Source organism: Pseudomonas sp. RW409, from assembly GCF_003184125.1.
Taxonomy (GTDB): domain Bacteria; phylum Pseudomonadota; class Gammaproteobacteria; order Pseudomonadales; family Pseudomonadaceae; genus Aquipseudomonas; species Aquipseudomonas chlororaphis_I.
Map to the genome: position 1 here is coordinate 101,358 of NZ_QHHP01000041.1, position 22,029 is coordinate 123,386.

Consider the following 22,029-nt stretch of genomic DNA (forward strand, 5'->3'; position numbering starts at 1 on the left):
ATTGCTCGCTGAATACGGTCAAAACCCCGCCGCGATTCTGTCTTTTTCTTTCAATAAAGCGACACCCCCTGATTTTGCCCCCTGGCGCCAGCTTCCCAGGCTAACAATCGGCGCTCTACACTGTACCGGTACAGTTGCCGGGGGCATTTTCCGGGGATATCCAAGAGATATCTGACCCGGTTCTGCTGCTACGGCGCCAGGACTATAAAAATTACAACAGTAAGAGTGGAGCACTATGAATAAGGCTACTAAGCAGATTTCCAAACTGTTTGCCGCTATGGTTCTGGCCGGAGTCGCCAGCCATTCGTTCGCAGCTGACACCATCAAGATCGGCATCGCCGGCCCCAAGACCGGCCCTGTAGCCCAGTACGGCGACATGCAGTTCAGTGGCGCGAAAATGGCCATCGAACAAATCAACGCCAAGGGCGGCGTCGATGGCAAGCAGCTCCAGGCCGTCGAATACGATGATGCCTGCGATCCGAAACAAGCCGTTGCCGTAGCCAACAAAGTCGTCAACGACGGCGTCAAGTTCGTGATCGGTCACCTGTGCTCCAGCTCCACTCAACCGGCTTCGGACATCTACGAAGACGAAGGCGTGGTCATGATCACCCCCGCCGCCACCAGCCCGGACATCACCACCCGTGGTTACAAGATGGTGTTCCGCACCATCGGCCTGGACAGCGCCCAGGGCCCTGCCGCCGGCAACTACATCGCCGACCACGTGAAACCGAAAATCGTTGCCGTACTGCACGACAAGCAGCAATACGGTGAAGGCATCGCCACCGCCGTTAAACAGACCCTCGAGAAGAAAGGCACCAAGGTTGCCGTGTTCGAAGGCATCAACGCCGGCGACAAGGACTTCTCCTCGATGATCGCCAAGCTCAAGCAAGCCAACGTCGACTTCGTCTACTACGGCGGCTACCACCCGGAGCTGGGCCTGATCCTGCGCCAGGCCCAGGAAAAAGGCCTGAAGGCCAAGTTCATGGGCCCGGAAGGCGTGGGTAACGACTCCATTTCGCAGATCGCCAAGGATGCTTCCGAAGGCCTGCTGGTGACCCTGCCGAAATCCTTCGACCAGGATCCGGCCAACGTGGCCCTGGCGGATGCGTTCAAGGCCAAGAAAGAAGACCCGAGCGGTCCGTTCGTGTTCCCGTCCTACTCCGCGGTTGAAGTCATTGCCGGCGGTATCACCGCCGCCAAGAGCGAAGATCCGGCCAAAGTGGCTGAAGCCATCCACGCCGGTACCTTCAAGACCCCGACTGGCGACCTGAGCTTCGACGCCAAGGGCGACCTGAAAGACTTCAAGTTCGTGGTCTACCAGTGGCACTTCGGCAAACCTAAAACCGAAGTCTCGCCTCAATAAGGCCCTGTCTGACTGACTGCCAATAAAGCCCACGGCGTGCCGTGGGCTTTGTTTTACGAACGTATTGGGCCTGTTTTCCGTGATCCGGAAGCCCGCCCACCTGAAAATCTCAAAACCGTCATCAGCGGTTCGCTGGCAAAACCTGACCCGAAGTGGATGCAGATCCACGGGGCGCAGGCGGGAAAATGACTCCACCAGTGAAATGCGTATCAGGTTTTTAGGAGCGCTGTAATGCCTGACCTCTATCACTTTTTCCAACAGCTGGTTAACGGTCTCACCGTTGGCAGCACGTATGCCCTGATCGCCATCGGCTATACGATGGTTTACGGCATCATTGGAATGATCAACTTCGCCCACGGCGAGGTGTACATGATCGGTTCCTATGTGGCGTTCATCGCCATCGCGGGCCTGACCATGATGGGACTCGACAGTGTCCCGCTGTTGATGACCGCGGCCTTCATCGCGACCATCGTCGTTACCAGTGCCTACGGCTACAGCATCGAACGGATCGCCTACCGCCCCCTGCGCGGCAGCAACCGTCTGATCCCGCTGATCTCGGCCATCGGCATGTCGATCTTCCTGCAGAACACGGTTCTGCTGGCGCAGGACTCCAAGGACAAATCCATCCCCAACCTGATCCCGGGCAACTTCTCCATCGGGCCAGGTGGCGCACATGAAGTGCTGATCTCCTACATGCAAATCGTGGTGTTCGTGGTGACCCTGATCGCCATGCTCGGCCTGACCCTGTTCATCTCCCGTTCCCGCCTGGGCCGCGCCTGCCGTGCCTGCGCCGAGGACATCAAGATGGCCAACCTGCTGGGTATCAACACCAACAACATCATCGCCCTGACCTTCGTGATCGGTGCCGCGCTGGCGGCGATCGCGGCCGTGCTGCTTAGCATGCAATACGGCGTGATCAACCCCAACGCCGGCTTCCTGGTCGGTCTCAAGGCCTTCACCGCCGCGGTACTGGGCGGCATCGGCAGCATTCCGGGCGCCATGCTGGGCGGCCTGGTACTTGGGGTGGCGGAAGCCTTCGGTGCCGATATCTTCGGCGACCAGTACAAGGACGTCGTGGCGTTCGGCCTGCTGGTTCTGGTGTTGTTGTTCCGGCCAACCGGCCTGCTGGGCCGTCCGGAGGTTGAGAAAGTATGACTAGGAATCTTCGACAGGCGTTCTTCAGCGCCTTGCTGGTGTGGGCTGTCGCCTACCCGATACTCGGTTTGAAACTGACCATCGTCGGCATCAACCTGGAAGTCCATGGCACCAGCCCCACCACGCTGACCATCATCGCCCTGTGTTCGGTACTGATGTTCCTGCGGGTGCTGTTCGACCATCAGATCAGCGCGGCCTGGAAGTCCTCGCCCAACATGCCGGTGATCCCGGCCAAGGCCAGTAACTTCCTGACCCTGCCGACCACCCAGCGCTGGATCATCATTGCGCTGATCATCGGTGCGTTTATCTGGCCGTTCTTCGGCTCCCGCGGCGCGGTGGACATCGCCACCCTGGTGCTGATCTACGTGATGCTCGGCCTGGGCCTGAACATCGTGGTCGGCCTGGCCGGCCTGCTGGACCTGGGGTACGTCGGCTTCTACGCCGTGGGCGCCTACAGCTACGCGCTGCTGTCGCACTACTACGGGTTGAGCTTCTGGATCTGCCTGCCTATCGCCGGCCTGATGGCGGCCACCTTCGGCTTCCTGCTGGGCTTCCCGGTATTGCGCCTGCGCGGTGACTACCTGGCGATCGTGACCCTGGGCTTCGGTGAAATCATCCGCCTGTTCCTGCGCAACCTGACCGACCTCACCGGTGGTCCGAACGGTATCAGCAACATCGATAAACCGACGTTCTTCGGCCTGTCCTTCGAACGCCGGGCCGCCGAGGGCCTGCAGACCTTCCACGAGTACTTCGGCATCGAATACAACTCGATCAACAAGGTGATCTTCCTTTACCTGGTCGCGCTGTTGCTGGCGCTGTTCGCCCTGTTCGTCATCAACCGCTTGCTGCGCATGCCCCTGGGGCGTGCCTGGGAAGCCCTGCGTGAAGACGAAATCGCCTGCCGCGCACTGGGCCTGAACCCGACCGTGATCAAGCTGTCGGCCTTCACCCTGGGTGCCTGCTTCGCCGGTTTCGCCGGCAGCTTCTTCGCCGCGCGCCAGGGCCTGGTGACGCCGGAGTCCTTCACCTTCATCGAGTCCGCGACCATCCTCGCCATCGTGGTATTGGGCGGCATGGGCTCGCAATTGGGCGTGGTCCTCGCGGCCACCGTGATGATCCTGCTGCCTGAACTGATGCGTGAATTCAGCGAATACCGCATGTTGATGTTCGGCGCCATGATGGTGCTGATGATGATCTGGCGTCCTCAAGGCCTGCTGCCCATGCAACGTCCCGTCCTGCAACTGAAAGCGGAGCCGCGCAAATGAGCCGTGAGATCCTCAAAGTAACGGGCCTGAGCATGCGCTTTGGCGGCCTGCTGGCGGTCAACGGCGTAGCCCTGACCGTCAAAGAAAAACAAGTGGTGTCGATGATCGGCCCGAACGGCGCCGGCAAGACCACGGTGTTCAACTGCCTGACCGGTTTCTACCAGCCCACCGCCGGCAGCATCCTGCTGGACGGCGAGCCGATCCAGGGCCTGCCCGGCCACAAGATCGCCCTCAAGGGTGTAGTACGCACCTTCCAGAACGTGCGGCTGTTCAAGGACATGACCGCGGTCGAGAACCTGTTGATCGCCCAGCACCGTCACCTGAACACCAACTTCCTGGCCGGCCTGTTCAAGACCCCGGGGTTCCGCAAGAGCGAGCGCGAGGCCATGGAATACGCCGAGTACTGGCTGGAAAAGGTCAACCTCAAGGAGTTCGCCAACCGTCCCGCCGGCACCCTGGCCTACGGTCAGCAACGCCGCCTGGAAATCGCCCGCTGCATGATGACCCGTCCGCGGATCCTCATGCTCGACGAACCGGCCGCCGGCCTCAACCCGCGGGAAACCGAGGACCTCAAGGCGCTGATCGGCGTGCTGCGCGAAGAGCACAACGCCACGGTGCTGCTGATCGAACACGACATGAAGCTGGTCATGAGCATTTCCGACCACATCGTCGTGATCAACCAGGGCACGCCCCTGGCCGACGGCACGCCGGAACAGATCCGCGACAATCCCGAAGTGATCAAAGCCTACCTGGGGGAAGCGTAAATGCTGCAGTTCGAAAACGTTTCCACCTTCTACGGCAAGATCCAGGCGCTGCACAGCGTCAACGTCGAGATCCGCCAGGGCGAGATCGTCACCTTGATCGGCGCCAACGGCGCCGGCAAATCCACCCTGCTGATGACCCTCTGCGGTTCGCCGCAGGCCCACAGCGGCAGCATCCGTTACCTGGGTGAAGAGCTGGTGGGGCAGACCTCCGCGCAGATCATGCGCAAGAGCATTGCCGTGGTGCCGGAAGGTCGTCGGGTATTCGCCCGCCTGACCGTGGAGGAGAACCTCGCCATGGGCGGGTTCTTCACCGACAAGGGCGATTACCAGGAGCAGATGGACAAGGTCCTGGGCCTGTTCCCGCGCCTCAAGGAACGCTTCAACCAGCGCGGCGGCACCATGTCCGGCGGCGAACAGCAGATGCTCGCCATCGGCCGCGCGCTGATGAGCAAGCCCAAGCTGTTGCTGCTCGACGAACCGTCCCTGGGCCTGGCGCCGATCATCATCCAGCAGATCTTCGACATCATCGAACAGCTGCGCCGTGACGGCGTGACGGTGTTCCTGGTGGAGCAGAACGCCAACCAGGCGCTGAAGATCGCCGACCGTGCCTATGTACTGGAAAACGGCCGGGTGGTGATGCAAGGCACCGGCGAAGCCCTGCTGACCGACCCCAAGGTGCGCGAAGCCTATCTGGGCGGCTGAGCACCTGCTGCAACAAAGAACGGCCCTTTGGGGCCGTTTTTTTTCGCCTGGAAATCGCCCCTCCTGTAGCCGCTGCCGCAGGCTGCGATCGGGGCAACGCCCCGCAGAGGCTGGCCACTCGGAAGGCCAGGTACACCGCGCGGCCAGTGATTGCGCCGGCTTCGCCGTCGATCGCAGCCTGCGGCAGCGGCTACAACTGGATTTTTTTCACCTGGGCTGTAACAAACCCCATCGACCTTTCTCTAGAGGGGTAAGCAGGCACACATGCCTGCCTTCCCAAATACCTTTTCTGGAGAAACACCATGACCGCTACCACTCGCACCCTGTCCGCCGCCGCCCTGGCCCTGGCCCTCGGTTCTGCCTTGAGTATGGCCGCGCTGCCGACCACCGCCCAGGCCGCCGACGACATGGAGAAATGCTTTGGCGTCGCCATGAAAGGCAAGAACGATTGCGCCGCAGGCGCGGGCACCACCTGTGCCGGCACCGCCAAAGTCGACCACCAGGCCAACGCCTGGAAACTGGTTCCTAAAGGCACCTGCGAGAAAACCGCCAGCAGCACCTCGCCTACCGGTTTCGGCCAGCTCCAGGCCTACAAAGCCAAGTCGTAATCCACCGTCTGCCTGAGTGTCGATGATGAACATGGCCGTACCACTCCCCCTCCATCCCGCCACTCAGGCGACCGCCTCCAGCCTGCCGCAACGCGCCGGGCTGGGGCTCAAGACCGAGCATTTTCGCCAGGTCCTGAGGGAACAGCCCGATATCGGTTTCTTTGAAGTCCATGCGGAAAACTACATGGTCGCCGGTGGGCCGTTCCATCACTACCTGGGGCTGATCCGCGAGCAGTATCCGCTGTCGCTGCACGGCGTCGGCCTGTCGATCGGCGCCGAAGGTCCGCTGGACCAACAGCACCTCAAACGCCTGGCCGTGCTGATCGAGCGTTATCAACCCCAGTCCTTTTCCGAACACCTGGCCTGGTCCAGCCATGGCCCGGTGTTTCTCAATGACCTGCTGCCCCTGGCCTATGACCGCCCGACCCTGGACCGCGTCTGCGAACACATCGACCAGGTACAGAACACATTGCGCCGCCCCATGCTGCTGGAGAACCCGGCGACCTACCTGGAGTTTCGCCAGTCGAGCATGGACGAGGCCGAATTCATCCGCGAAGTGATAGGCCGTACCGGCTGCGGCCTGTTGCTGGACGTGAACAATGTCTACGTGTCGTGCATCAACCACCGGCGCGACCCGATGGCCTACATCGATGCCCTGCCATTGCACGCGGTGGGCGAGATCCACCTCGCCGGCTTTGCCGAAGACACTGACAGCCTGGGCGACCGCTTGTTGATCGACGATCACAGCGCGCCGATCGATAACGCCGTGTGGGCGCTGTACCTGCGGCTGCTGGAACGGATCGGGCCGACCGCGACCCTGATCGAGCGCGACAACCAGGTGCCGGCGTTTTCCGTGCTGCACGCCGAGGTGCGCCAGGCGGATGAGCTGCTGCAATGCGCCAGGAGGCTGCCGTGAACACGCAAGCCAGCTTCGCCAGCGCCCTGCTCGACCCCGACCAGCCCTGCCCCGCGGGCCTGTACTGCGGCAACGGCGCCGACCCGGCCAGCCGCTTCGCGGTGTACCGCAACAATGTGCAGAGTTCGCTGATCAACGCCCTGGCCGATGCCTATCCGGTGGTGGCGCAACTGGTGGGCGATGAGTTCTTCCGGGCCATGGCCGCGCTCTACGTCAGGCGCTTCCCGCCCACCAGCGCCGTGCTCAGCGACTATGGCCATGACTTCGCCGACTTCATCGGCGGTTTCCCTCCCGCCGCCAGCCTGCCTTACCTGGCGGATGTCGCGCGCCTGGAACGCCTGCGGGTCAGCGCCTATCACGCCGCCGACGCCTGCCCGGTACAACCGCAGCAGATCGCCGCGGCCATGGCCGAGCCTGCAACCCTGGGGCAATTGCGCCTGGAGCTGCACCCTTCGCTCGGCCTGCTGGAATCAGCGCACCCGGTGGTCGCCTTATGGGCCGCCCACCAGGGCGATGGCGACTGGCAGGCGATCGACTTGCAGCAAGGACAAAACGCCCTGGTACTGCGTCACGACCTGGAGGTCGAAGTGTTCGCCATCGACGCCGGAGTCGCCTGCTTCATCCACAGCCTGCGCCACTCACAGCCGCTGCAGGTCGCCGCGGCCAATGCCTTGGCGGCCGATCCGGCCTTCGAGCCGAGCCAGGCCCTGGCGCTGTTGATCGGCCGCGGCGCCATCACTCGCCTGTCCCCCCATTCCGAGGTTTGAACATGCACACCCACTGCACCAAACACCACCCGCTCAGCCACGGGGTGAACCGACTCATCCAGTTGCTGGAGCGTATTCCCCACAGCCTGATCGCCTTTATCGCGCGCTTCTCGATTGCCGCGGTGTTCTGGAAATCCGGCCAGACCAAGGTCGAGGGCCTGGCCATCGATCTGTTTTCCGGGACGTTCGAGCTCGGCATGCCGCGCCTGGCCGACTCGACCATTCCCCTGTTCCAGAGCGAGTACCGGGTACCGCTGCTCTCCCCCGAACTGGCCGCGCACCTGGCGGCATTCGCCGAGCATCTGTTCCCGCTGCTGCTCCTGGTCGGTTTCGCCACGCGCTTCTCGGCCCTGGCGCTGCTGGGCATGACCTTGACCATCCAGCTGTTCGTCTACCCCGATGCCTACCCGACCCACGGCACCTGGGCGGCGGTCCTGCTGTACCTGATGGCCCGCGGCCCCGGCAAGCTCTCCATCGATCACCTGATCGCCCGCCGCTACCAACGACCTTGACCCTCTGTCCCTGTAGGAGCGCAGCTTGCTCGCGATGAACGATAACGCGGTTTTTCAGACAGTCCGCGGTGCCGCCATCGCGAGCAAGCTTCGCTCCTACAGATCTGATCGCCCACCGCTGTAGCTGTGGCCGCTGCCGCAGGCTGCGATCGGGTCCGAAGGACGCGCAAGGTCTCAAGACCGCCGAGGCCCTTCGGGCCTTGCGCAGCCTGCGGCAGCGGCTACAAGGTCCATCGCAGCATCAAGTCAGAGGCGATCCAGCGCTTCGCCGCTGCGCTTGAACCAGCCGATCAGGTAATCGGCCAGGACCTGGGTGCGCCTGGGCAACCCGCCCTGATACGGGTGCACCAGGTACATCGGCATGCTGCGGGTCTGGTAGTCGCGCAGCAGCCCGCGCAAACGCCCATCGGCCAATTCCGCCTGCAACAGGTAGGACGGCAGTCGGGCGATCCCGGCGCCCACCAGCGCGGCCTTTTTCAGCAGGTTGTAGTGATTGCTGGCGAAGGGCCCCGACACCCGCACCCGCAACAGCTCGTGCTGCTGGTGATAGAGCCACTCCTCACGACCGCTGTAATGACTGTTGAGCAGGCAGCGATGCTCGGCCAGGTCCCTGGGCGTCTGCGGCTCGCCATATTGCTCCAGGTAGGCCGGGCTGGCGCAGGTCATCTCGTGCCAGGCCAGCAGCGGCCTGGCCACCAGCCGCTGGTCGTTGGCCACCTCCGAGCGGATCGCCAGGTCGAAGCCGTCCCGGGTCAGGTCGCGGTAGTTGTTGTTCAGCTCCAGCTCGATCTGCACCTCGGGATACTGCCGGGAAAACTCCAGCAACAGGCCCTCGAAAAAGGTCTCCCCCAGGGACACCGGCACCGTCAGCCGCACCGGCCCGGCCATGTCGTCCTTGAGCCGCGCCAGCGCCTGGCGCGCCCGCTCGACCTGGACCAGCAGCGCCTGGGCCTGGGGCAACAAGGCGGCGCCCGCCGCGGTCAGGCTCAAGCGGCGCGTGGTGCGCTGCAACAGCACGACCGAGAACTGCGCCTCCAGGGCGCTGATGCGCTTGGACAATTGCCCCTTGCTGCAACCCAATTGCTGGGCGGCCAGGGTGAAACTGCCGGCCTCGATCAGCACGGCGAACGCCGCCAGGTCATCCATCTCGCTCATGGATTGTTTCCATTTGAAAACCAAAGATTGCCTATTAGTGCGCTAATCAACAGGAAAAACCAGCACTAGACTGCAACCTCGTTCAACCCACGCGAGGAACAGCCCCATGAAAATTCTTCTGATCGGCGCCAACGGCACCATAGGTTCAGCGGTCGACAAAGAGCTGTCGCAGCGTCATGAAATCATCCGCATTGGCCGTACCAGCGGTGATTTCCAGGTGGATATCAGCGACAGCGCCTCGATCCGCGCGCTCTTCGAGCAAACCGGCACATTCGACGCGCTGATCTGCGCCGCCGGCAATGTCACCTTCGCGCCACTGGGCGAGATGAGCGAACAGCACTTCGCCCTGGGCCTGCAGGACAAGCTGATGGGCCAGGTCAACCTGCTGCTGATCGGTCGCGAGTTCGCCAACGACGGCGCCTCGTTCACCTTCACCTCCGGCATCCTCAACCGCGACCCGATCCGCAGCGGCGCCTCGGCAGCCCTGGTCAACGGCGCCATCGACGGTTTCGTCCGCGCCGCCGCCATCGAGTTGCCGCGCGGCCTGCGGGTGAACTCGGTAAGCCCGACCGTGCTGGTGGAGGCCATGGACAGTTACGCCCGGTACTTCCGTGGCTATAAGCCGGTTCCCGGCGCCGACGTGGCGCTGGCCTACGCCAAGAGCGTGGAAGGCCTGCAGACCGGCCAGACCTATATCGTCGGCTGACCCACATGGATCTTCTGTAGGAGCAGCCGGTCGACGCTCGATTGCTCGCGATAGCGGTACGCCAGTCACACCGCAGTACCTGCATCGCCGGCAAGCCTGGCTCCTACAGAGGCGCGATTGGATCCGGGGTTGTGATGAACGGTCAGGCTGCGTAACGTGGCGGCACTTGATTGGAGACCCGACGATGCGTGCCGCCCGTTCCCTTGTTTGTATTGCCCTGCTCCCCCTGTTTGCCGGTTGCCAGATGCTGTCGGTGTTCGATGGCCAGCCCCGGACGCAGTCCCAGGCCGGCCAGACCCGCATGCAGGGCACGCTGACCGCCGCCGACGGCCAGTTGCTGTTCAAGCCTTGCGTCGGCGAGCAGCGTTATGTGGTCAAGGACAACGGTGGCACCAGCATCCTCCAGGAAGCCGCCAGCCTGGCCGACCAGCAGGGCACGCTGTTCGCCGACCTGCGCGGGCACTTTTCCCCGAGCAAGGCCGGCGGCGCCGACAGTGAAGTGGCGCTGAGCCAGTTGTATCGCGTCGAACGCTCGAGCGATGCCTGCGGCGATCCCGACTTCCCGCGCCTGATCCTGCGGGCCAGTGGCAAGGCTCCGGACTGGAACGTCGATGTCAGCGCCAAGGGCATGCGCATCGAACGCGCCGGCCAGCCGGCACTGGCGCTGCCTTACCTGGAAGAGCAACTGGGCGACGGCCGCTTCAACCTCAGCAGCGAAGCCAACAACCGCCATGTCGAACTCTGGGTCGCGCCGCAGCGCTGCGTGGACAGCAAGACCGGCAGCGTGCAGCACCTGACCGCGGAATTGCGGGTCGATGGCCAGGTCCAGCGCGGTTGCGCCTATTTCGGCGGCTCGCGCAGCGACTGAGGCGACGGACAACCGTTTTAACCTCACGGGGTCCGGGCTTTGCGGCTTATAATCGCCGGTTTGTAAAACCGCCCTGACGCATTGGTGCGTCCCGCGAACCGGACCCTGTCATGTTACGAATCACCGAACTCAAGCTGCCGATCGACCATCCCGATGAAGACCTGCGCCCTGCCATCCTGCAGCGCCTGGGCATCGCCAGCGAGGACCTGCTCGACTTCACCCTGTTCAAGCGCAGCTACGACGCGCGCAAGAAGTCGTCCGAGCTGTGCTTCATCTACACCCTCGATCTGAACGTGCGTGACGAGGCCAAGCTGCTGCACAAGTTCGCCGACGACCGTAACGTCAACCCGGCGCCGGATGTCAGCTACAAGGTCGTCGGCCAGGCGCCCGCCGACCTGGCGCAGCGCCCAATCGTAGTGGGTTTCGGCCCCTGCGGGATTTTCGCCGGCCTGCTGCTGGCGCAGATGGGCTTCAAGCCGATCATCCTCGAGCGCGGCAAGGAAGTGCGCCAGCGCACCAAGGACACCTGGGGCCTGTGGCGCAAAAGCGTGCTCAACCCGGAATCCAACGTGCAGTTCGGCGAAGGCGGCGCGGGGACCTTCTCCGACGGCAAGCTGTACAGCCAGATCAAGGACCCGAAACACCACGGCCGCAAAGTCCTGCACGAGTTCGTCAAGGCCGGCGCGCCGGAAGAGATCCTCTACGTCAGCAAGCCGCACATCGGTACCTTCCGCCTGACCGGCGTGGTCGAGAACATGCGCCAGCAGATCATCGCCCTGGGCGGTGAAGTGCGCTTCGAGCAACGGGTCACCGACGTGCTGATCGAAGACGGCCAGCTGGTCGGCGTCGAGCTCAACAGCGGCGAACAGATTCACTCGAAACACGTGATCCTGGCCCTCGGCCACAGCGCCCGCGACACCTTCCGCATGCTCCACGGCCGTGGCGTGTACATGGAGGCCAAGCCGTTCTCCGTGGGTTTCCGCATCGAACACCCACAGTCACTGATCGACAGCGCGCGCCTGGGCAAGTACGCCGGTCACCCGAAGCTCGGCGCCGCCGACTACAAGCTGGTGCACCACGCGAAGAACGGCCGTTCGGTCTACAGCTTCTGCATGTGCCCGGGCGGCACCGTGGTGGCGGCGACTTCCGAGCCGAACCGCGTGGTCACCAACGGCATGAGCCAGTACTCGCGTAACGAGCGCAATGCCAACTCCGGCATCGTGGTCGGCATCACCCCGGAAGTGGATTACCCGGGCGGCCCGCTGGCCGGCATCGAGCTGCAGGAGCGCCTGGAGTCCCACGCCTTCGTGCTCGGCGGCAGCAACTACGAGGCCCCGGCGCAACTGGTCGGCGACTTTATCGCCGGCAAGCCGTCCACCGCCCTGGGTAGCGTCGAGCCGTCCTACAAGCCGGGCGTCGCCCTGGGCGACCTGGCGCTGGCCCTGCCGGACTTCGCCATCGAGGCGATCCGCGAAGCGCTGCCGGCCTTCGAGCGGCAGATCAAGGGTTACTCCCTGCATGACGCGGTACTGACCGGGATCGAGACCCGCACCTCGTCGCCGCTGCGCATTACCCGCGACGAATCGATGCAGAGCCTGAACGTGAAGGGCCTGTACCCGGCCGGTGAAGGCGCCGGTTATGCCGGCGGCATCCTGTCGGCCGGGGTCGACGGGATCCGCATCGCCGAAGCGGTGGCGCGCAACATCCTCGGCATCGAGGCGTAAAAAAGGCCTATGCCAGGGGGAGATGCCCCCCTGTAGGAGCGAGCTTGCTCGCGATGGAGGCCAACGATAACGCGGGGCATCTGAAACACCGCGTTGTCTTGATGTTTTTCGCGAGCAAGCTCGCTCCTACAAGGGCGGGCTTGCAGCCTCAGATGCCAGCGCGCAATACGCTGGCCGGCAACGCCTCGCCACGTTCCACACTCGCTGCCACCGCCTCGATCAAGGCCGTCAACTGGTAACCCTGGGCGGTCAGCCAGTCCTGATCGTAATAGGTGGTCGCATAACGCTCGCCACCGTCACACAGGATGGCGACGATCGAACCACTCTCGCCGGCCTGTTTCATCTGCTGCGCCGCCATCAGCGCGCCGATCAGGTTGGTCCCGCTGGAACCGCCCACCCGCCGCCCCAGGCGCTGCGCCAGGTAATGCATGGCCGCCAGCGACAGGGCATCCGGCACCTTGACCATCGCATCGATCACCTTGGGCAGGAACGACGCCTCGACCCGTGGCCGGCCGATCCCTTCGATACGCGAACCGCAATCCAGGCGCAGGCTGGCGTCACCGCTCTGGTAGTAATCGAAGAACACCGAACGCTCGGCGTCGGCGCAGAGTACCCGGGTGCAATGCTGGCGATAGCGCACATAACGCCCCAGGGTAGCGGTGGTGCCGCCGGTGCCCGGGCTGGAGATCAGCCATTTGGGCTCCGGGTAACGTTCGAAGCGCAGTTGCTGGAAGATCGACTCGGCGATGTTGTTGTTCGCCCGCCAGTCGGTGGCGCGCTCGGCGTAAGTGAACTGGTCCATGAAATGCCCGCCGCTCTCCCGGGCCAGGCGCTCCGATTCGGCGTAGATCTGCGTCGGGTCCTGCACCAGGTGGCTCTTGCCGCCGTAGAAGGCGATCTGCGCGATCTTTTCCTGGGACGTGGTGGCCGGCATCACCGCAATGAACGGCAAGCCCAGCAGGCGCGCGAAATAGGCTTCGGAAATCGCCGTCGAACCGCTGGACGCCTCGATCACCGGTGCCCCGGGCTTAAGCCAGCCGTTACACAGCGCATAAAGGAACAACGAACGCGCCAGGCGATGCTTGAGGCTGCCGGTGGGATGGCTGGACTCGTCCTTGAAATACAGCTCGATGCCCGGTAGCCCCGGCAGGGGCAAGGGGATCAGGTGGGTATCGGCGCTGCGCTGGAAATCGGCTTCGATGATCCGGATGGCCTCGCGGGCCCACTGACGGTTGTCGCTCATGGTGTTTTCTCGTTGGCTCGAACGCCACACAGGACGCAAAAAGATGATGTGCACCCAGCATAGGTGATCCAGGCACAAGGAAAATCAGGTGCTGCAACAGGCAAAAGTCCCCGGCCCGTCGGGCTGGGGCCGGACATGTTAAGAAACATCCCCGGTCGCTCACAGGTACAGTTTTGAATCAATTGGATACACAACTGCTAGGCTGGTTTTCCAGCGGGCCGCTGCTCTGCTACATATAACAAAAAAGAATATAACTTTTGTTTTAACAACTAACAGTACGGGTTAGGGTGTGCCACCTTTTTAGTTTTCTGATGGAGAGCGACCTTGCCTCTGCGTAGCACTTTCACGCGTTTCTTTCAGTTGGAAGCTGCCAGCGGTCTGTTATTGATTGCCGCTGCCGTGCTTGCCCTGATCATCAACAACTCACCGCTGTCCTGGCTGTACAACGGCCTGCTGGACACTCCCGTGGTCGCCCAGATCGGCGCCCTGAAAATCGCCAAGCCCCTGCTGCTGTGGATCAACGACGGCCTGATGGCCATGTTCTTCCTGCTGATCGGCCTGGAGGTCAAGCGCGAGGTCCTCGACGGCCACCTGTCCAAGCCTTCGCAGATCGTCCTGCCGGGCGCCGCCGCCATCGGCGGCATGGTCGTGCCGGCACTGATCTACTGGTTCCTCAACAAGGACAACCCGCCGGCGCTCAGCGGCTGGGCGATTCCCATGGCCACCGACATCGCCTTCGCCCTCGGCGTGCTGGCCCTGCTGGGCAAGCGGGTGCCGGTGTCGCTGAAACTGTTCCTGATGACGCTGGCGATCATCGATGACCTGGGGGCCATCATCGTCATCGCGATTTTCTACTCCGGCGCCCTGTCGACCCTGTCGCTGATGCTCGCCGCGGCCTGCCTGGTGGCGCTGGTGGCGATGAACCGTTTGGGGGTGGTCAAGCTCGGGCCGTACATGATCATCGGCCTGATCCTCTGGGTCTGCGTGCTCAAGAGTGGCGTCCACGCGACCCTGGCCGGCGTGACCCTGGCGTTCTGCATCCCGCTGCGTACCCGCAATGCCGAGCCTTCGCCGCTGCTGAGCCTGGAGCATGCGCTGCATCCGTGGGTGGCATACGGCATCCTGCCGCTGTTCGCCTTCGCCAATGCCGGCCTGTCGCTGCAGGGCATTACCGTGGAAAGCTTCACCCATTACGTGCCCATGGGCATCGCCATCGGCCTGCTGCTGGGCAAGACCGTCGGCGTGTTCGGCCTGACCTGGCTGGCGGTGAAGATGGGCCTGGCCGCCCTCCCCGGCGGCGCCAACTGGGGCCAGGTGCTGGGCGTGGCGATTCTCTGCGGGATCGGCTTCACCATGAGCCTGTTTGTCGGCTCCCTGGCCTTCGTGCCCGGCAGCAGCGAATACGCTGGCATGGACCGCATGGGCATCCTCACCGGCTCGCTCTTCGCCGCCCTGATCGGCTACGCCGTAACGGCCGCGGCCAGCCGCAAGAACCCACAATTGCCGGCATAACCACCGGCGTTGCCAGGGCTGAAAACACAAAACCCCGACCAGTTGCCTGGCCGGGGTTTTGTTTTGTCGCGGTTAACCCTTAGTGGGCAACACGGCTGGTGCCGTTGACACTCATGATGCGCACGCGCTCGCCAACGCGGAACACTTCGTTTTGTTCAACTTGTTGTACATAGGCACGCATGCTGCCGTCGTCTTCACGCACGGTGATTTCCACGCCCTGGGTACGGGTCAGGCCTTCCTCGGTGGCGGAACCGATCAGGCCGCCCGCCACCGCGCCGATGACCGCTGCCACGATGCTGCCTTTGCCGCCGCCGATGGCGCTGCCGCCAACGCCGCCGACCGCTGCACCGGCGAGGCCGCCGATCGGGGTCTTGGTGCCTTCGATTTTCACCGGACGCAGGGATTCGATGGTGCCCATGCGAACGGTCTGTACGCGACGCGCCTCGTCACGGGAGTAAGAGTCACCGGACAGGTTGGATTGGCAACCGGTGAGCAACATGGCCATCGTGGAAAAGGAAGCAACCAGCAAAACAGACTTACGCATAGGATCAACTCCAAAGGACAGATAATCATTAAACTCCGCAGCTTGACGCCTGTCACGGCATCGCCCGGATAAAATTGGTTCCATTCAGCAGCAGTACAGACTGCATGCATATAAAAACTCTTCACACGGTAGCGCTTATTTCCCGAGTTGCGCCACCGGCCAAAGGATTTTCCATGGATTACTTCATCATCGTCGTGACCACCGTTGCCGGCCTGTACTTCCATTGGTGGCTGTCTGTACGGATCAAGCGCTGGATGGACCGGGACCTGGCGCTGTCGCTGGCCGGCGGGGACGAGAAGAAAAAATCCTTCATGCTGCAACAGCTGGCGAATGCCCATCGCCAGAAAGTAAAACGCCGGGACCTGCCACAGTGGCTTGAAGCCGCCGCGGCCGGTTATCCCGGCGAATGAGCTGATTCGGGTTCAGGGGGCCAGGCGCTCACGCACCCAGTCGGCACCTTGCAGGCGGTAGTTCAGGCGATCGTGCAAACGGCTGGCACGCCCCTGCCAGAACTCGATGCGCTCCGGTAACAGGCGATAACCTCCCCAGTGCTCGGGGCAATGGGGCTGGGTATCGCTGAAGCGCTCCTCGGTGTTCTTGAGCAGAGCTTCCAATTCCTGGCGATCGGCGATCACCTGGCTCTGCGGCGATGCCCAGGCGCCCAGGCGGCTGCCCAGCGGGCGGACCTGGAAGTAGGCATCGGACTCCTCGGCGGTGACCTTGACCACCCGCCCTTCGATACGCACTTGGCGCTCCAGGGCCGGCCAGAAGAAGGTCATGGCGGCAAAAGGCCGTACGGCCAATTGCTGCCCCTTGGCGCTGTCGTAGTTGGTGAAGAAGGTGAAGCCCTGCGCATCCAGCCCCTTGAGCAGCAGGATGCGGCAATGAGGGCGCCCCTCTTCGTCAACGGTCGCCAGGGTCATGGCGTTGGCCTCGACAGGCGGCTGCTCGGTTTTCACCGCCTGTGCGAACCACTGGTGGAACAGCGTGAAGGGCTCGACCGGAGCCTGGGCTTCGGTCAGTCCGTCACGGGTGTAGTCGCGGCGCATGTCCGCCAGTCCCTGGGTCATTGCAGGTTCCTTTTGCCCGATGCCTGATGAATCAGTTCTTCGCCTGTTCGGTCGCTGCCTTGGCCGGAGCCTTGGCAGTGGTGGTTTTCTTGGCGACGGCTTTCTTCGCCACAGGCTTCTTGGCTGGGGCTTTTTTCGCCGGAGCGGCTTTCTTCGCGGCGACGGCTTTCTTCGAGGACGCAGCAGGAACGACCGACTTCACATCCTGTACGGCAACCAGTTCAGCCTCGGACGGGGTCGGCTGGTTGTACTTGCTCAGCAGGGCCAGCATGGTGCTGCGCTGGGTGACGATGATTTCCACACGACGGTTCAGCGCACGACCTTCGGCGCTGTCGTTGGCGGCGCGAGGCATGACCGAACCCATGCCACGCAGCATCAGGCGATCACGCTTCAGACCAGTGAGGCTGAAAATCGCGGCAACGGACTGCGCACGATCACGGCTCAGCTTCTGGTTGGCCGCTGCGGCACCGGTGGTGTCGGCATGGCCCAGTACCAGCACGGAAGTCTTGGCATCGGTACCCACGGCCTTGGCCACGCGGGTGAACGGGCTCAGGGTGACCGGCAGCAACATGGCCGGGCGATCCGGGTTGAACGAACCGTCGACCGGAGCGGTCACCACCAGGGTGTTCTCGCGACGCTCCAGTTGCAGGCGGCTGTCCTTGATGGCTTCACGCAGGCGCGGCTCGTAGTCGTCCAGCCAGGCCTGGGTAATTTTTGGATCCGGCATAGGGATGTCTTTCACGTCTGCCTTGGTCGGAGACGTGGGCTGCTGGTTGAAAGGCCACCACCAGTTGCCAGTCTCGGTCTTGGCGACCTTCGGCGCCGCGGTCGCGGCGTCCGTCTTGGCCTTGGCGTCGGCTAGCGGCTCTTTGACTGCGTCTTTGCTCGCGTCCTTGGAAGGGAACGGCCACCACCAGTTGGTGGTCTCGGCCTTGGCGGCCGGAGCAGCGGCGGAAGCGGTTGCGGTTTCGACCTTGGCTGCGGCAGGAGCGGTCGCGGACTTGGCGGTGGAGGTGGCGGCGGACTTGGCCGCGGAAACTTCGTTGGCAGCTGCTTTTGCTACCGGTTGCACCGCTTCCTTGCTGGCGGTCTTATCGGAACCGAAAGACCACCAGTGCCCTCCTTCTGCGTCATTTTGTGGAGTTTGTGCACAACCGGTGACAGTGAGGCAAAGAGCCAAGGCTAAAGACTTGTTCGACGACATGGGATATCCACAAAATGAGATCAAAAATTACGGTCTCTACGAACCGTACAAACAGACGCTTTGAAAGTATAAAAGCCACAGGGTTCCTTTCTGATGCCTTTACTCATGTTTAGGCAAAAAAAATCCTGACAGCAACCTTTTTACAGACAATCCGACAGAACCCTCACCAACTTCTGCGCTCTTGGATCCATCAGCACGTATGGCCCCAGGGTATTGGTGACAAAACCGAAGGCCACATCGTACTCAGGATCGGCGAAACCGATGGAGCCACCCGCTCCCGGATGACCAAACGCACGAGGGCCGAGACCGAAGGTCGCGTTGGCCACCTGCGGCTGGTCAAGCATGCAACCCAGGCCGAAACGGGTCTGGGTCAACAGGGTCTTGTCCATGCCGACGCTGTGTTCGCGGGTCAGCTCTTCGAGCATGTCCGCTTCCAGCAGGCTGCCATCGAGCAGGCCGCTGTAGAACCCGGCCAGGCTGCGGGCATTGCCATGGCCATTGGCCGCTGGCTGTTGCATGCGCCGCCATTCCGGCTTGTTGGTACTGGTCATGATCGACGGCGGGTTGGTGAACGCCCGGGTGGTCATGGCCGTGGGTTCGCGCATGGTCACTTGCAGCAGGCGCTGTGCGGCCGCGTCGCCGACATTGCCCTTGCCCCGGGCGATATGCGCCACCCGGTAAAACTCCTCGTCGGGCAGGCCAACGAAAAAGTCCAGCCCCAGCGGCCTGGCGACCCGCGCCACGATGGACTCGCCGGGACCGCGCCCGTCAGCCCGACGCAGCAACTCGCCCACCAGCCAGCCGTAGGTGATGGCCGCATAACCGTGGCCTTCGCCCGGCGTCCACCAAGGGGCTTGCGCCGCGAGGGCATCGACCATGGTTTGCCAGTCGTAGAGCGCTTCCGGCGCCAGCAGCTCACGCAAGGCCGGCAGCCCGGCCTGATGGCAGAGCAACTGACGCAGGGTGATCGCTTCCTTGCCGGCCGCGGCGAATTCAGGCCAGTACCGGGCAACCGGCGCGTCCAGCTGCAACTTGCCTTCGGCCACCAGTTGCAGGGCGGTGACCGCGGTGAAGGTCTTGGTGCAGGAAAACAGGTTGGCGATGGTATCGCAGTGCCAGGCCTCGCTGCCGTCCTTGTCGGCGGTGCCGGCCCAGAGGTCGATCACGGTTTCCCCGCCGATCTGAATGCACAACGCCGCACCGCGTTCCTGGGGATCCTCGAAGAGGGCCGCGAAGGCCTCGCGCACCGCTTCGAACTTAAGCTCGTAATGACCCTGAATCTGCACCCGTAACTCCCCGGACCATGCTCTACAAAGTGGTGCGCATTGTTCCAGCCCTTGAGGGTTTTGGGAACAGAAGCGAGCCCGGCGGCTATCCACCGGAAGAATTGTTCAGAAATCGACGGACATTGAACGCGGCGCGGGCCGGCCAGCCCCTACGAGTGAGTGTAGAGGCGGACCGGCCCACGCGGGGAAGCCGTACCCTAAAGGCCTGGCTCAGCGATCAATGGCCATTGCCCGAATGACCGCCCGCATGGCCGCCGCCCTGCCCTGCACCCTTGCCATCATGGCCCGGCTTGCCGCCGTCGGCGGCATGACCCGCGGCCTTGTCGGCCTCTGCCTTGGCCTTCCCGGCTTCCTTGCCCAACTGGTCGAGGGCTTGCAGGTTGCTCTTGCGCACACTGTCGACAAAACCCTGGAACGGCACATCGGTGATGCCCACCAGGCCGAAATGGCCGTTCTCGCCATCCAGCAGGCGACCGGTGACCGGCTGATCGAGGTACTGGAACCAGTGCACGCCGACAATCGACGGCTCGCTCAGCGCCTGCTTGAGGAACTGGGCATAGGCCGGGCCGCGATCCTCCTCCCGCACCAGCTCGGTCACGCCCCCCCAGAACGGGCCGCGATCCCTGGAACCGAAGTTGAACTCGGTGATCAGGACCGGCTTGTCCAGCGTATTCAGCCGGGCAAAGTCGTAACCGTCCTGCGGCTTGAGGGTGTACATGTTGAAGCTCAGCACATCGCAGTACTGGGCACAGGACGCCACCGCCTCGGGGGTACTGATGGCGAAGCGTCCGCCCAGCAGCAGGTGATTCGGCGCGTGCCATTTCAGCGAATCGGAAATGGTCTTGAAGTACGTGTCGGCAAAGACCTTCTGGAAGTATTTGAAGTCGGCTTCGATCTCCGGATGCTCAGGGCTAGGCAAAGGCGGCTCGAACCCCGGGTCTTCCATCAGCTCCCAGGCGGTCAGGTTGATGCCCCAGGCCTTCGACAGGCCCTCCTGGTTGCGGTACTTGTCGCGCAGTTGCTTGAGGAACGCGCGCTTGGCCGGCACGTCGGTGGTCATGCGCAATGTGCCGTAGGCCAGGGCATAACGCGCCTTGGGGTCATCGCCGGGGCCGGCCCAGGCCAGTTCGTTGTCGGCGAAGTAGCCGATCAGCCATGGATCGTCACGGTGATCGCGGGCGGCAATGGCCACGGCACGCTCGGTGGCCATGGCGAAACGCGGATCGAACGGATCGGGCATGCCGCCCCACCAGTCGGTGCCGGTGCTGATGCTTGCATAGTCGCCGACGATCGACAGTGGCAAGGTGTAGGGCACACGGTCGTTCAGGCCCAGCGCCGGCGCGCTCCAGTTGCCGATGGTGTTGAAACCCCAGGCTTGCAGGCGATCCAGGGTGTGGCTGGCCCAGCGCTTCTGGTCCAGGGCCGCGACAGGGCAAGGTGCCGCGGCTGGCGGTTCGGTGCCCTGCCCGGCCTGGGCCTCCTCGGCGTCGGCCTTGGCGGCGTCCGCCACACCGGCCTTGGTTTCGCTGCCCGGGGTGCAAGGCACACCGTAGGTGCGTTGCAGGTTGGCGCCATAGAAGTCGTACCAGCGACCGGCGTTATAGGCGCGGCCCCGGTCGGCGCCATTGCCGCCGCGGTTGTCGCCTTCGCCGTAATAACCGGCCAGCGGTTCGCCGACGTTAGGCAGTGTCGAGAACATCCATTCACGGCCGGCGATATAAGTCTGGCTGTCGTCCGCCGTGACCGCATTGACCCCCAGGGAATAGAACGGATGCCCCTGGGGCGTCACCAGATACCAGCGGCCATCGCGTTTCTCGGTACGGAAGAAGCCACTGGCCTTGAAGGCTGGCCCGTTGCTCCAGCCGCCAAAGGTGTCCAGGGAGGAACGCTCGCGCTCGGCCAGCCAGGTTTTCAGCTGCTGCTGTTCCTTGGTCGCGGCGGCCTTGAGTTGCTCGTCGCTGGCGACCTTTTCCGGCCACCTGGCCCGGGTCGACTGGCCATAGGCATCCACCAGGCCACCGTAGGCCGCCTTGACCACCGCCTCGCCGTCCTGCACGCCAAAACGCTCGAGCAGGATGCTCTGGGCGGCTTTCGGCTGATCCATCGACAAGGTCACCGACACCACCTGGCTGCGGTCCAGCTCGCCTTCGCTGCTGGCCAGCAAGACGCGCTGGCCTTCGAAGGTCATCGGCATCGGCGGGCCGGCCTTCATGCCCTGGCTCAGCGGCGAGCTGGCAACCAGCGGCACCAGCAGGGTCTGCGCCGGGCCGGCCGGCAAGTCGATGCGGCTGAGCAGGGTCTTGCCGTCATTGCTCTGGATCTTCACGTACAGGGTCAGGGCCCAGTTCATCGCGCTCTGGATCCGCAGGCTCATGGCCCCGGACTGCGACCAGTCCCAGGCGCCCGTCTGCGGGGTCAGGCGCAGGCTTGGCTGAATCGCCGGGTTGAACGTCACCCGGCGCAGCACTTCGCCCTCGGCTGTCTGCTCCGCGTTGGCTTGCGGCAGGCTGGCATCCTGTGTCGCTACCTGCACCACGTCGGCAGGCCGGACAAAGTTGAACAGCGTCTGTTGCCCTGCCGGCGCGGCAAGCAGCGGCGTAGCGAACAACAGCGCAAGGACAGCGGGTAACGAACGGCGAATCATAGGGACCTGGTGCTCCTTAAC

At 63.4% G+C, this 22,029-nt stretch carries 21 protein-coding genes; 14 read left to right on the plus strand and 7 right to left on the minus strand.

The window, feature by feature from the left end:
• The first annotated feature begins 235 nt into the window (after window positions 1-235).
• From DK261_RS20925 to DK261_RS20965, 9 genes are all read left to right on the plus strand, one after another.
• On the plus strand, window positions 236-1,363 hold the full coding sequence (locus DK261_RS20925) for a branched-chain amino acid ABC transporter substrate-binding protein (RefSeq protein ID WP_028681803.1): 1,128 nt from the start codon (window positions 236-238) through the stop codon (window positions 1,361-1,363).
• Window positions 1,364-1,594: 231 nt separating this feature from the next.
• Window positions 1,595-2,518, plus strand: coding sequence for a high-affinity branched-chain amino acid ABC transporter permease LivH (livH, locus tag DK261_RS20930; protein ID WP_007926616.1), 924 nt, complete (start codon window positions 1,595-1,597; stop codon window positions 2,516-2,518).
• The gene (locus DK261_RS20935) at window positions 2,515-3,783 is read left to right on the plus strand and encodes a high-affinity branched-chain amino acid ABC transporter permease LivM (protein WP_009047386.1); all 1,269 of its coding nucleotides are present in this window, start codon (window positions 2,515-2,517) and stop codon (window positions 3,781-3,783) included. Before livH ends, DK261_RS20935 begins: the two co-directional genes overlap by 4 nt.
• Window positions 3,780-4,547 carry a high-affinity branched-chain amino acid ABC transporter ATP-binding protein LivG gene (livG, locus tag DK261_RS20940; RefSeq protein ID WP_009047385.1) on the plus strand — a complete coding sequence of 256 codons (768 nt, stop codon included), beginning with the start codon at window positions 3,780-3,782 and terminating at the stop codon, window positions 4,545-4,547. Before DK261_RS20935 ends, livG begins: the two co-directional genes overlap by 4 nt.
• Window positions 4,548-5,249, plus strand: coding sequence for an ABC transporter ATP-binding protein (locus tag DK261_RS20945; protein WP_007926621.1), 702 nt, complete (start codon window positions 4,548-4,550; stop codon window positions 5,247-5,249).
• Window positions 5,250-5,551: 302 nt separating this feature from the next.
• The gene (locus DK261_RS20950; RefSeq protein ID WP_009047384.1) at window positions 5,552-5,857 is read left to right on the plus strand and encodes a DUF2282 domain-containing protein; all 306 of its coding nucleotides are present in this window, start codon (window positions 5,552-5,554) and stop codon (window positions 5,855-5,857) included.
• A 31-nt stretch (window positions 5,858-5,888) separates the two neighbouring features.
• The gene (locus DK261_RS20955) at window positions 5,889-6,773 is read left to right on the plus strand and encodes a DUF692 domain-containing protein (RefSeq protein ID WP_256597591.1); all 885 of its coding nucleotides are present in this window, start codon (window positions 5,889-5,891) and stop codon (window positions 6,771-6,773) included.
• Window positions 6,770-7,540 (plus strand): DUF2063 domain-containing protein, encoded by a 771-nt coding sequence (locus DK261_RS20960; RefSeq protein ID WP_110176958.1) that lies wholly within the window; start codon window positions 6,770-6,772, stop codon window positions 7,538-7,540. Before DK261_RS20955 ends, DK261_RS20960 begins: the two co-directional genes overlap by 4 nt.
• 2 nt (window positions 7,541-7,542) lie before the next feature.
• Window positions 7,543-8,052, plus strand: a complete 510-nt coding sequence (locus tag DK261_RS20965; protein WP_016702052.1) for a DoxX family protein — start codon at window positions 7,543-7,545, stop codon at window positions 8,050-8,052.
• A 246-nt stretch (window positions 8,053-8,298) separates the two neighbouring features.
• Here DK261_RS20965 and DK261_RS20970 read toward each other — a convergent pair whose 3' ends face one another.
• Window positions 8,299-9,207: a LysR family transcriptional regulator gene (locus tag DK261_RS20970; RefSeq protein WP_028681807.1), complete on the minus strand. Its 909-nt coding sequence runs from the start codon at window positions 9,205-9,207 to the stop codon at window positions 8,299-8,301.
• A 106-nt stretch (window positions 9,208-9,313) separates the two neighbouring features.
• On the opposite strand from DK261_RS20970, the gene DK261_RS20975 reads away from it, so the two are divergent.
• From DK261_RS20975 to DK261_RS20985, 3 genes are all read left to right on the plus strand, one after another.
• The gene (locus DK261_RS20975; RefSeq protein ID WP_110176261.1) at window positions 9,314-9,913 is read left to right on the plus strand and encodes a short chain dehydrogenase; all 600 of its coding nucleotides are present in this window, start codon (window positions 9,314-9,316) and stop codon (window positions 9,911-9,913) included.
• A gap of 184 nt (window positions 9,914-10,097) precedes the next feature.
• Complete coding sequence (locus tag DK261_RS20980) at window positions 10,098-10,781, plus strand: COG3650 family protein (RefSeq protein WP_009047378.1); 684 nt, start codon at window positions 10,098-10,100, stop codon at window positions 10,779-10,781.
• 110 nt (window positions 10,782-10,891) lie between these two features.
• A complete protein-coding gene (locus DK261_RS20985) occupies window positions 10,892-12,505 on the plus strand; it encodes an NAD(P)/FAD-dependent oxidoreductase (RefSeq protein WP_016702048.1) in 1,614 nt (537 codons plus the stop codon).
• Window positions 12,506-12,653: 148 nt separating this feature from the next.
• On the opposite strand, the gene DK261_RS20995 is transcribed toward DK261_RS20985, so the two are convergent.
• Complete coding sequence (locus tag DK261_RS20995) at window positions 12,654-13,748, minus strand: PLP-dependent cysteine synthase family protein (RefSeq protein WP_009047376.1); 1,095 nt, start codon at window positions 13,746-13,748, stop codon at window positions 12,654-12,656.
• Between the two features lie 324 nt (window positions 13,749-14,072).
• Here DK261_RS20995 and nhaA point away from each other — a divergent pair, with 324 nt between their 5' ends.
• Window positions 14,073-15,260 (plus strand): Na+/H+ antiporter NhaA, encoded by a 1,188-nt coding sequence (gene nhaA / locus DK261_RS21000; RefSeq protein ID WP_009047375.1) that lies wholly within the window; start codon window positions 14,073-14,075, stop codon window positions 15,258-15,260.
• A gap of 79 nt (window positions 15,261-15,339) precedes the next feature.
• Here the strand turns inward: nhaA and DK261_RS21005 are convergent, their stop codons facing one another.
• Window positions 15,340-15,804, minus strand: a complete 465-nt coding sequence (locus tag DK261_RS21005) for a glycine zipper 2TM domain-containing protein (RefSeq protein WP_007923357.1) — start codon at window positions 15,802-15,804, stop codon at window positions 15,340-15,342.
• A 173-nt stretch (window positions 15,805-15,977) separates the two neighbouring features.
• Between DK261_RS21005 and DK261_RS21010 the strand changes: the two genes are divergently transcribed.
• Window positions 15,978-16,214: a hypothetical protein gene (locus tag DK261_RS21010; RefSeq protein ID WP_110176262.1), complete on the plus strand. Its 237-nt coding sequence runs from the start codon at window positions 15,978-15,980 to the stop codon at window positions 16,212-16,214.
• Window positions 16,215-16,226: 12 nt separating this feature from the next.
• Here DK261_RS21010 and pdxH read toward each other — a convergent pair whose 3' ends face one another.
• The 4 genes from pdxH to DK261_RS21030 all read right to left on the minus strand — a co-directional run bounded on the left by pdxH (window position 16,227) and on the right by DK261_RS21030 (window position 22,008).
• Window positions 16,227-16,874 (minus strand): pyridoxamine 5'-phosphate oxidase, encoded by a 648-nt coding sequence (gene pdxH, locus DK261_RS21015; RefSeq protein ID WP_038630777.1) that lies wholly within the window; start codon window positions 16,872-16,874, stop codon window positions 16,227-16,229.
• Between the two features lie 31 nt (window positions 16,875-16,905).
• Complete coding sequence (locus tag DK261_RS21020) at window positions 16,906-18,078, minus strand: OmpA family protein (protein WP_016702045.1); 1,173 nt, start codon at window positions 18,076-18,078, stop codon at window positions 16,906-16,908.
• Between the two features lie 140 nt (window positions 18,079-18,218).
• Complete coding sequence (locus DK261_RS21025; protein WP_028681810.1) at window positions 18,219-19,364, minus strand: EstA family serine hydrolase; 1,146 nt, start codon at window positions 19,362-19,364, stop codon at window positions 18,219-18,221.
• A gap of 217 nt (window positions 19,365-19,581) precedes the next feature.
• Window positions 19,582-22,008 carry a beta-galactosidase gene (locus tag DK261_RS21030; protein WP_053268373.1) on the minus strand — a complete coding sequence of 809 codons (2,427 nt, stop codon included), beginning with the start codon at window positions 22,006-22,008 and terminating at the stop codon, window positions 19,582-19,584.
• Window positions 22,009-22,029 lie beyond the last annotated feature (21 nt).

Bases quoted from the DNA above. Each gene is read 5' to 3' on its own strand.
- DK261_RS20925 (WP_028681803.1), top strand. From the start codon at position 236: ATGAATAAGGCTACTAAGCAGATTTCCAAACTGTTTGCCGCTATGGTT.
- livH (WP_007926616.1), top strand. From the start codon at position 1,595: ATGCCTGACCTCTATCACTTTTTCCAACAGCTGGTTAACGGTCTCACC.
- DK261_RS20935 (WP_009047386.1), top strand. From the start codon at position 2,515: ATGACTAGGAATCTTCGACAGGCGTTCTTCAGCGCCTTGCTGGTGTGG.
- livG (WP_009047385.1), top strand. From the start codon at position 3,780: ATGAGCCGTGAGATCCTCAAAGTAACGGGCCTGAGCATGCGCTTTGGC.
- DK261_RS20945 (WP_007926621.1), top strand. From the start codon at position 4,548: ATGCTGCAGTTCGAAAACGTTTCCACCTTCTACGGCAAGATCCAGGCG.
- DK261_RS20950 (WP_009047384.1), top strand. From the start codon at position 5,552: ATGACCGCTACCACTCGCACCCTGTCCGCCGCCGCCCTGGCCCTGGCC.
- DK261_RS20955 (WP_256597591.1), top strand. From the start codon at position 5,889: ATGGCCGTACCACTCCCCCTCCATCCCGCCACTCAGGCGACCGCCTCC.
- DK261_RS20965 (WP_016702052.1), top strand. From the start codon at position 7,543: ATGCACACCCACTGCACCAAACACCACCCGCTCAGCCACGGGGTGAAC.
- DK261_RS20970 (WP_028681807.1), bottom strand. From the start codon at position 9,207: ATGAGCGAGATGGATGACCTGGCGGCGTTCGCCGTGCTGATCGAGGCC.
- DK261_RS20975 (WP_110176261.1), top strand. From the start codon at position 9,314: ATGAAAATTCTTCTGATCGGCGCCAACGGCACCATAGGTTCAGCGGTC.
- DK261_RS20980 (WP_009047378.1), top strand. From the start codon at position 10,098: ATGCGTGCCGCCCGTTCCCTTGTTTGTATTGCCCTGCTCCCCCTGTTT.
- DK261_RS20985 (WP_016702048.1), top strand. From the start codon at position 10,892: ATGTTACGAATCACCGAACTCAAGCTGCCGATCGACCATCCCGATGAA.
- DK261_RS20995 (WP_009047376.1), bottom strand. From the start codon at position 13,748: ATGAGCGACAACCGTCAGTGGGCCCGCGAGGCCATCCGGATCATCGAA.
- DK261_RS21005 (WP_007923357.1), bottom strand. From the start codon at position 15,804: ATGCGTAAGTCTGTTTTGCTGGTTGCTTCCTTTTCCACGATGGCCATG.
- DK261_RS21010 (WP_110176262.1), top strand. From the start codon at position 15,978: ATGGATTACTTCATCATCGTCGTGACCACCGTTGCCGGCCTGTACTTC.
- pdxH (WP_038630777.1), bottom strand. From the start codon at position 16,874: ATGACCCAGGGACTGGCGGACATGCGCCGCGACTACACCCGTGACGGA.
- DK261_RS21020 (WP_016702045.1), bottom strand. From the start codon at position 18,078: ATGTCGTCGAACAAGTCTTTAGCCTTGGCTCTTTGCCTCACTGTCACC.
- DK261_RS21030 (WP_053268373.1), bottom strand. From the start codon at position 22,008: ATGATTCGCCGTTCGTTACCCGCTGTCCTTGCGCTGTTGTTCGCTACG.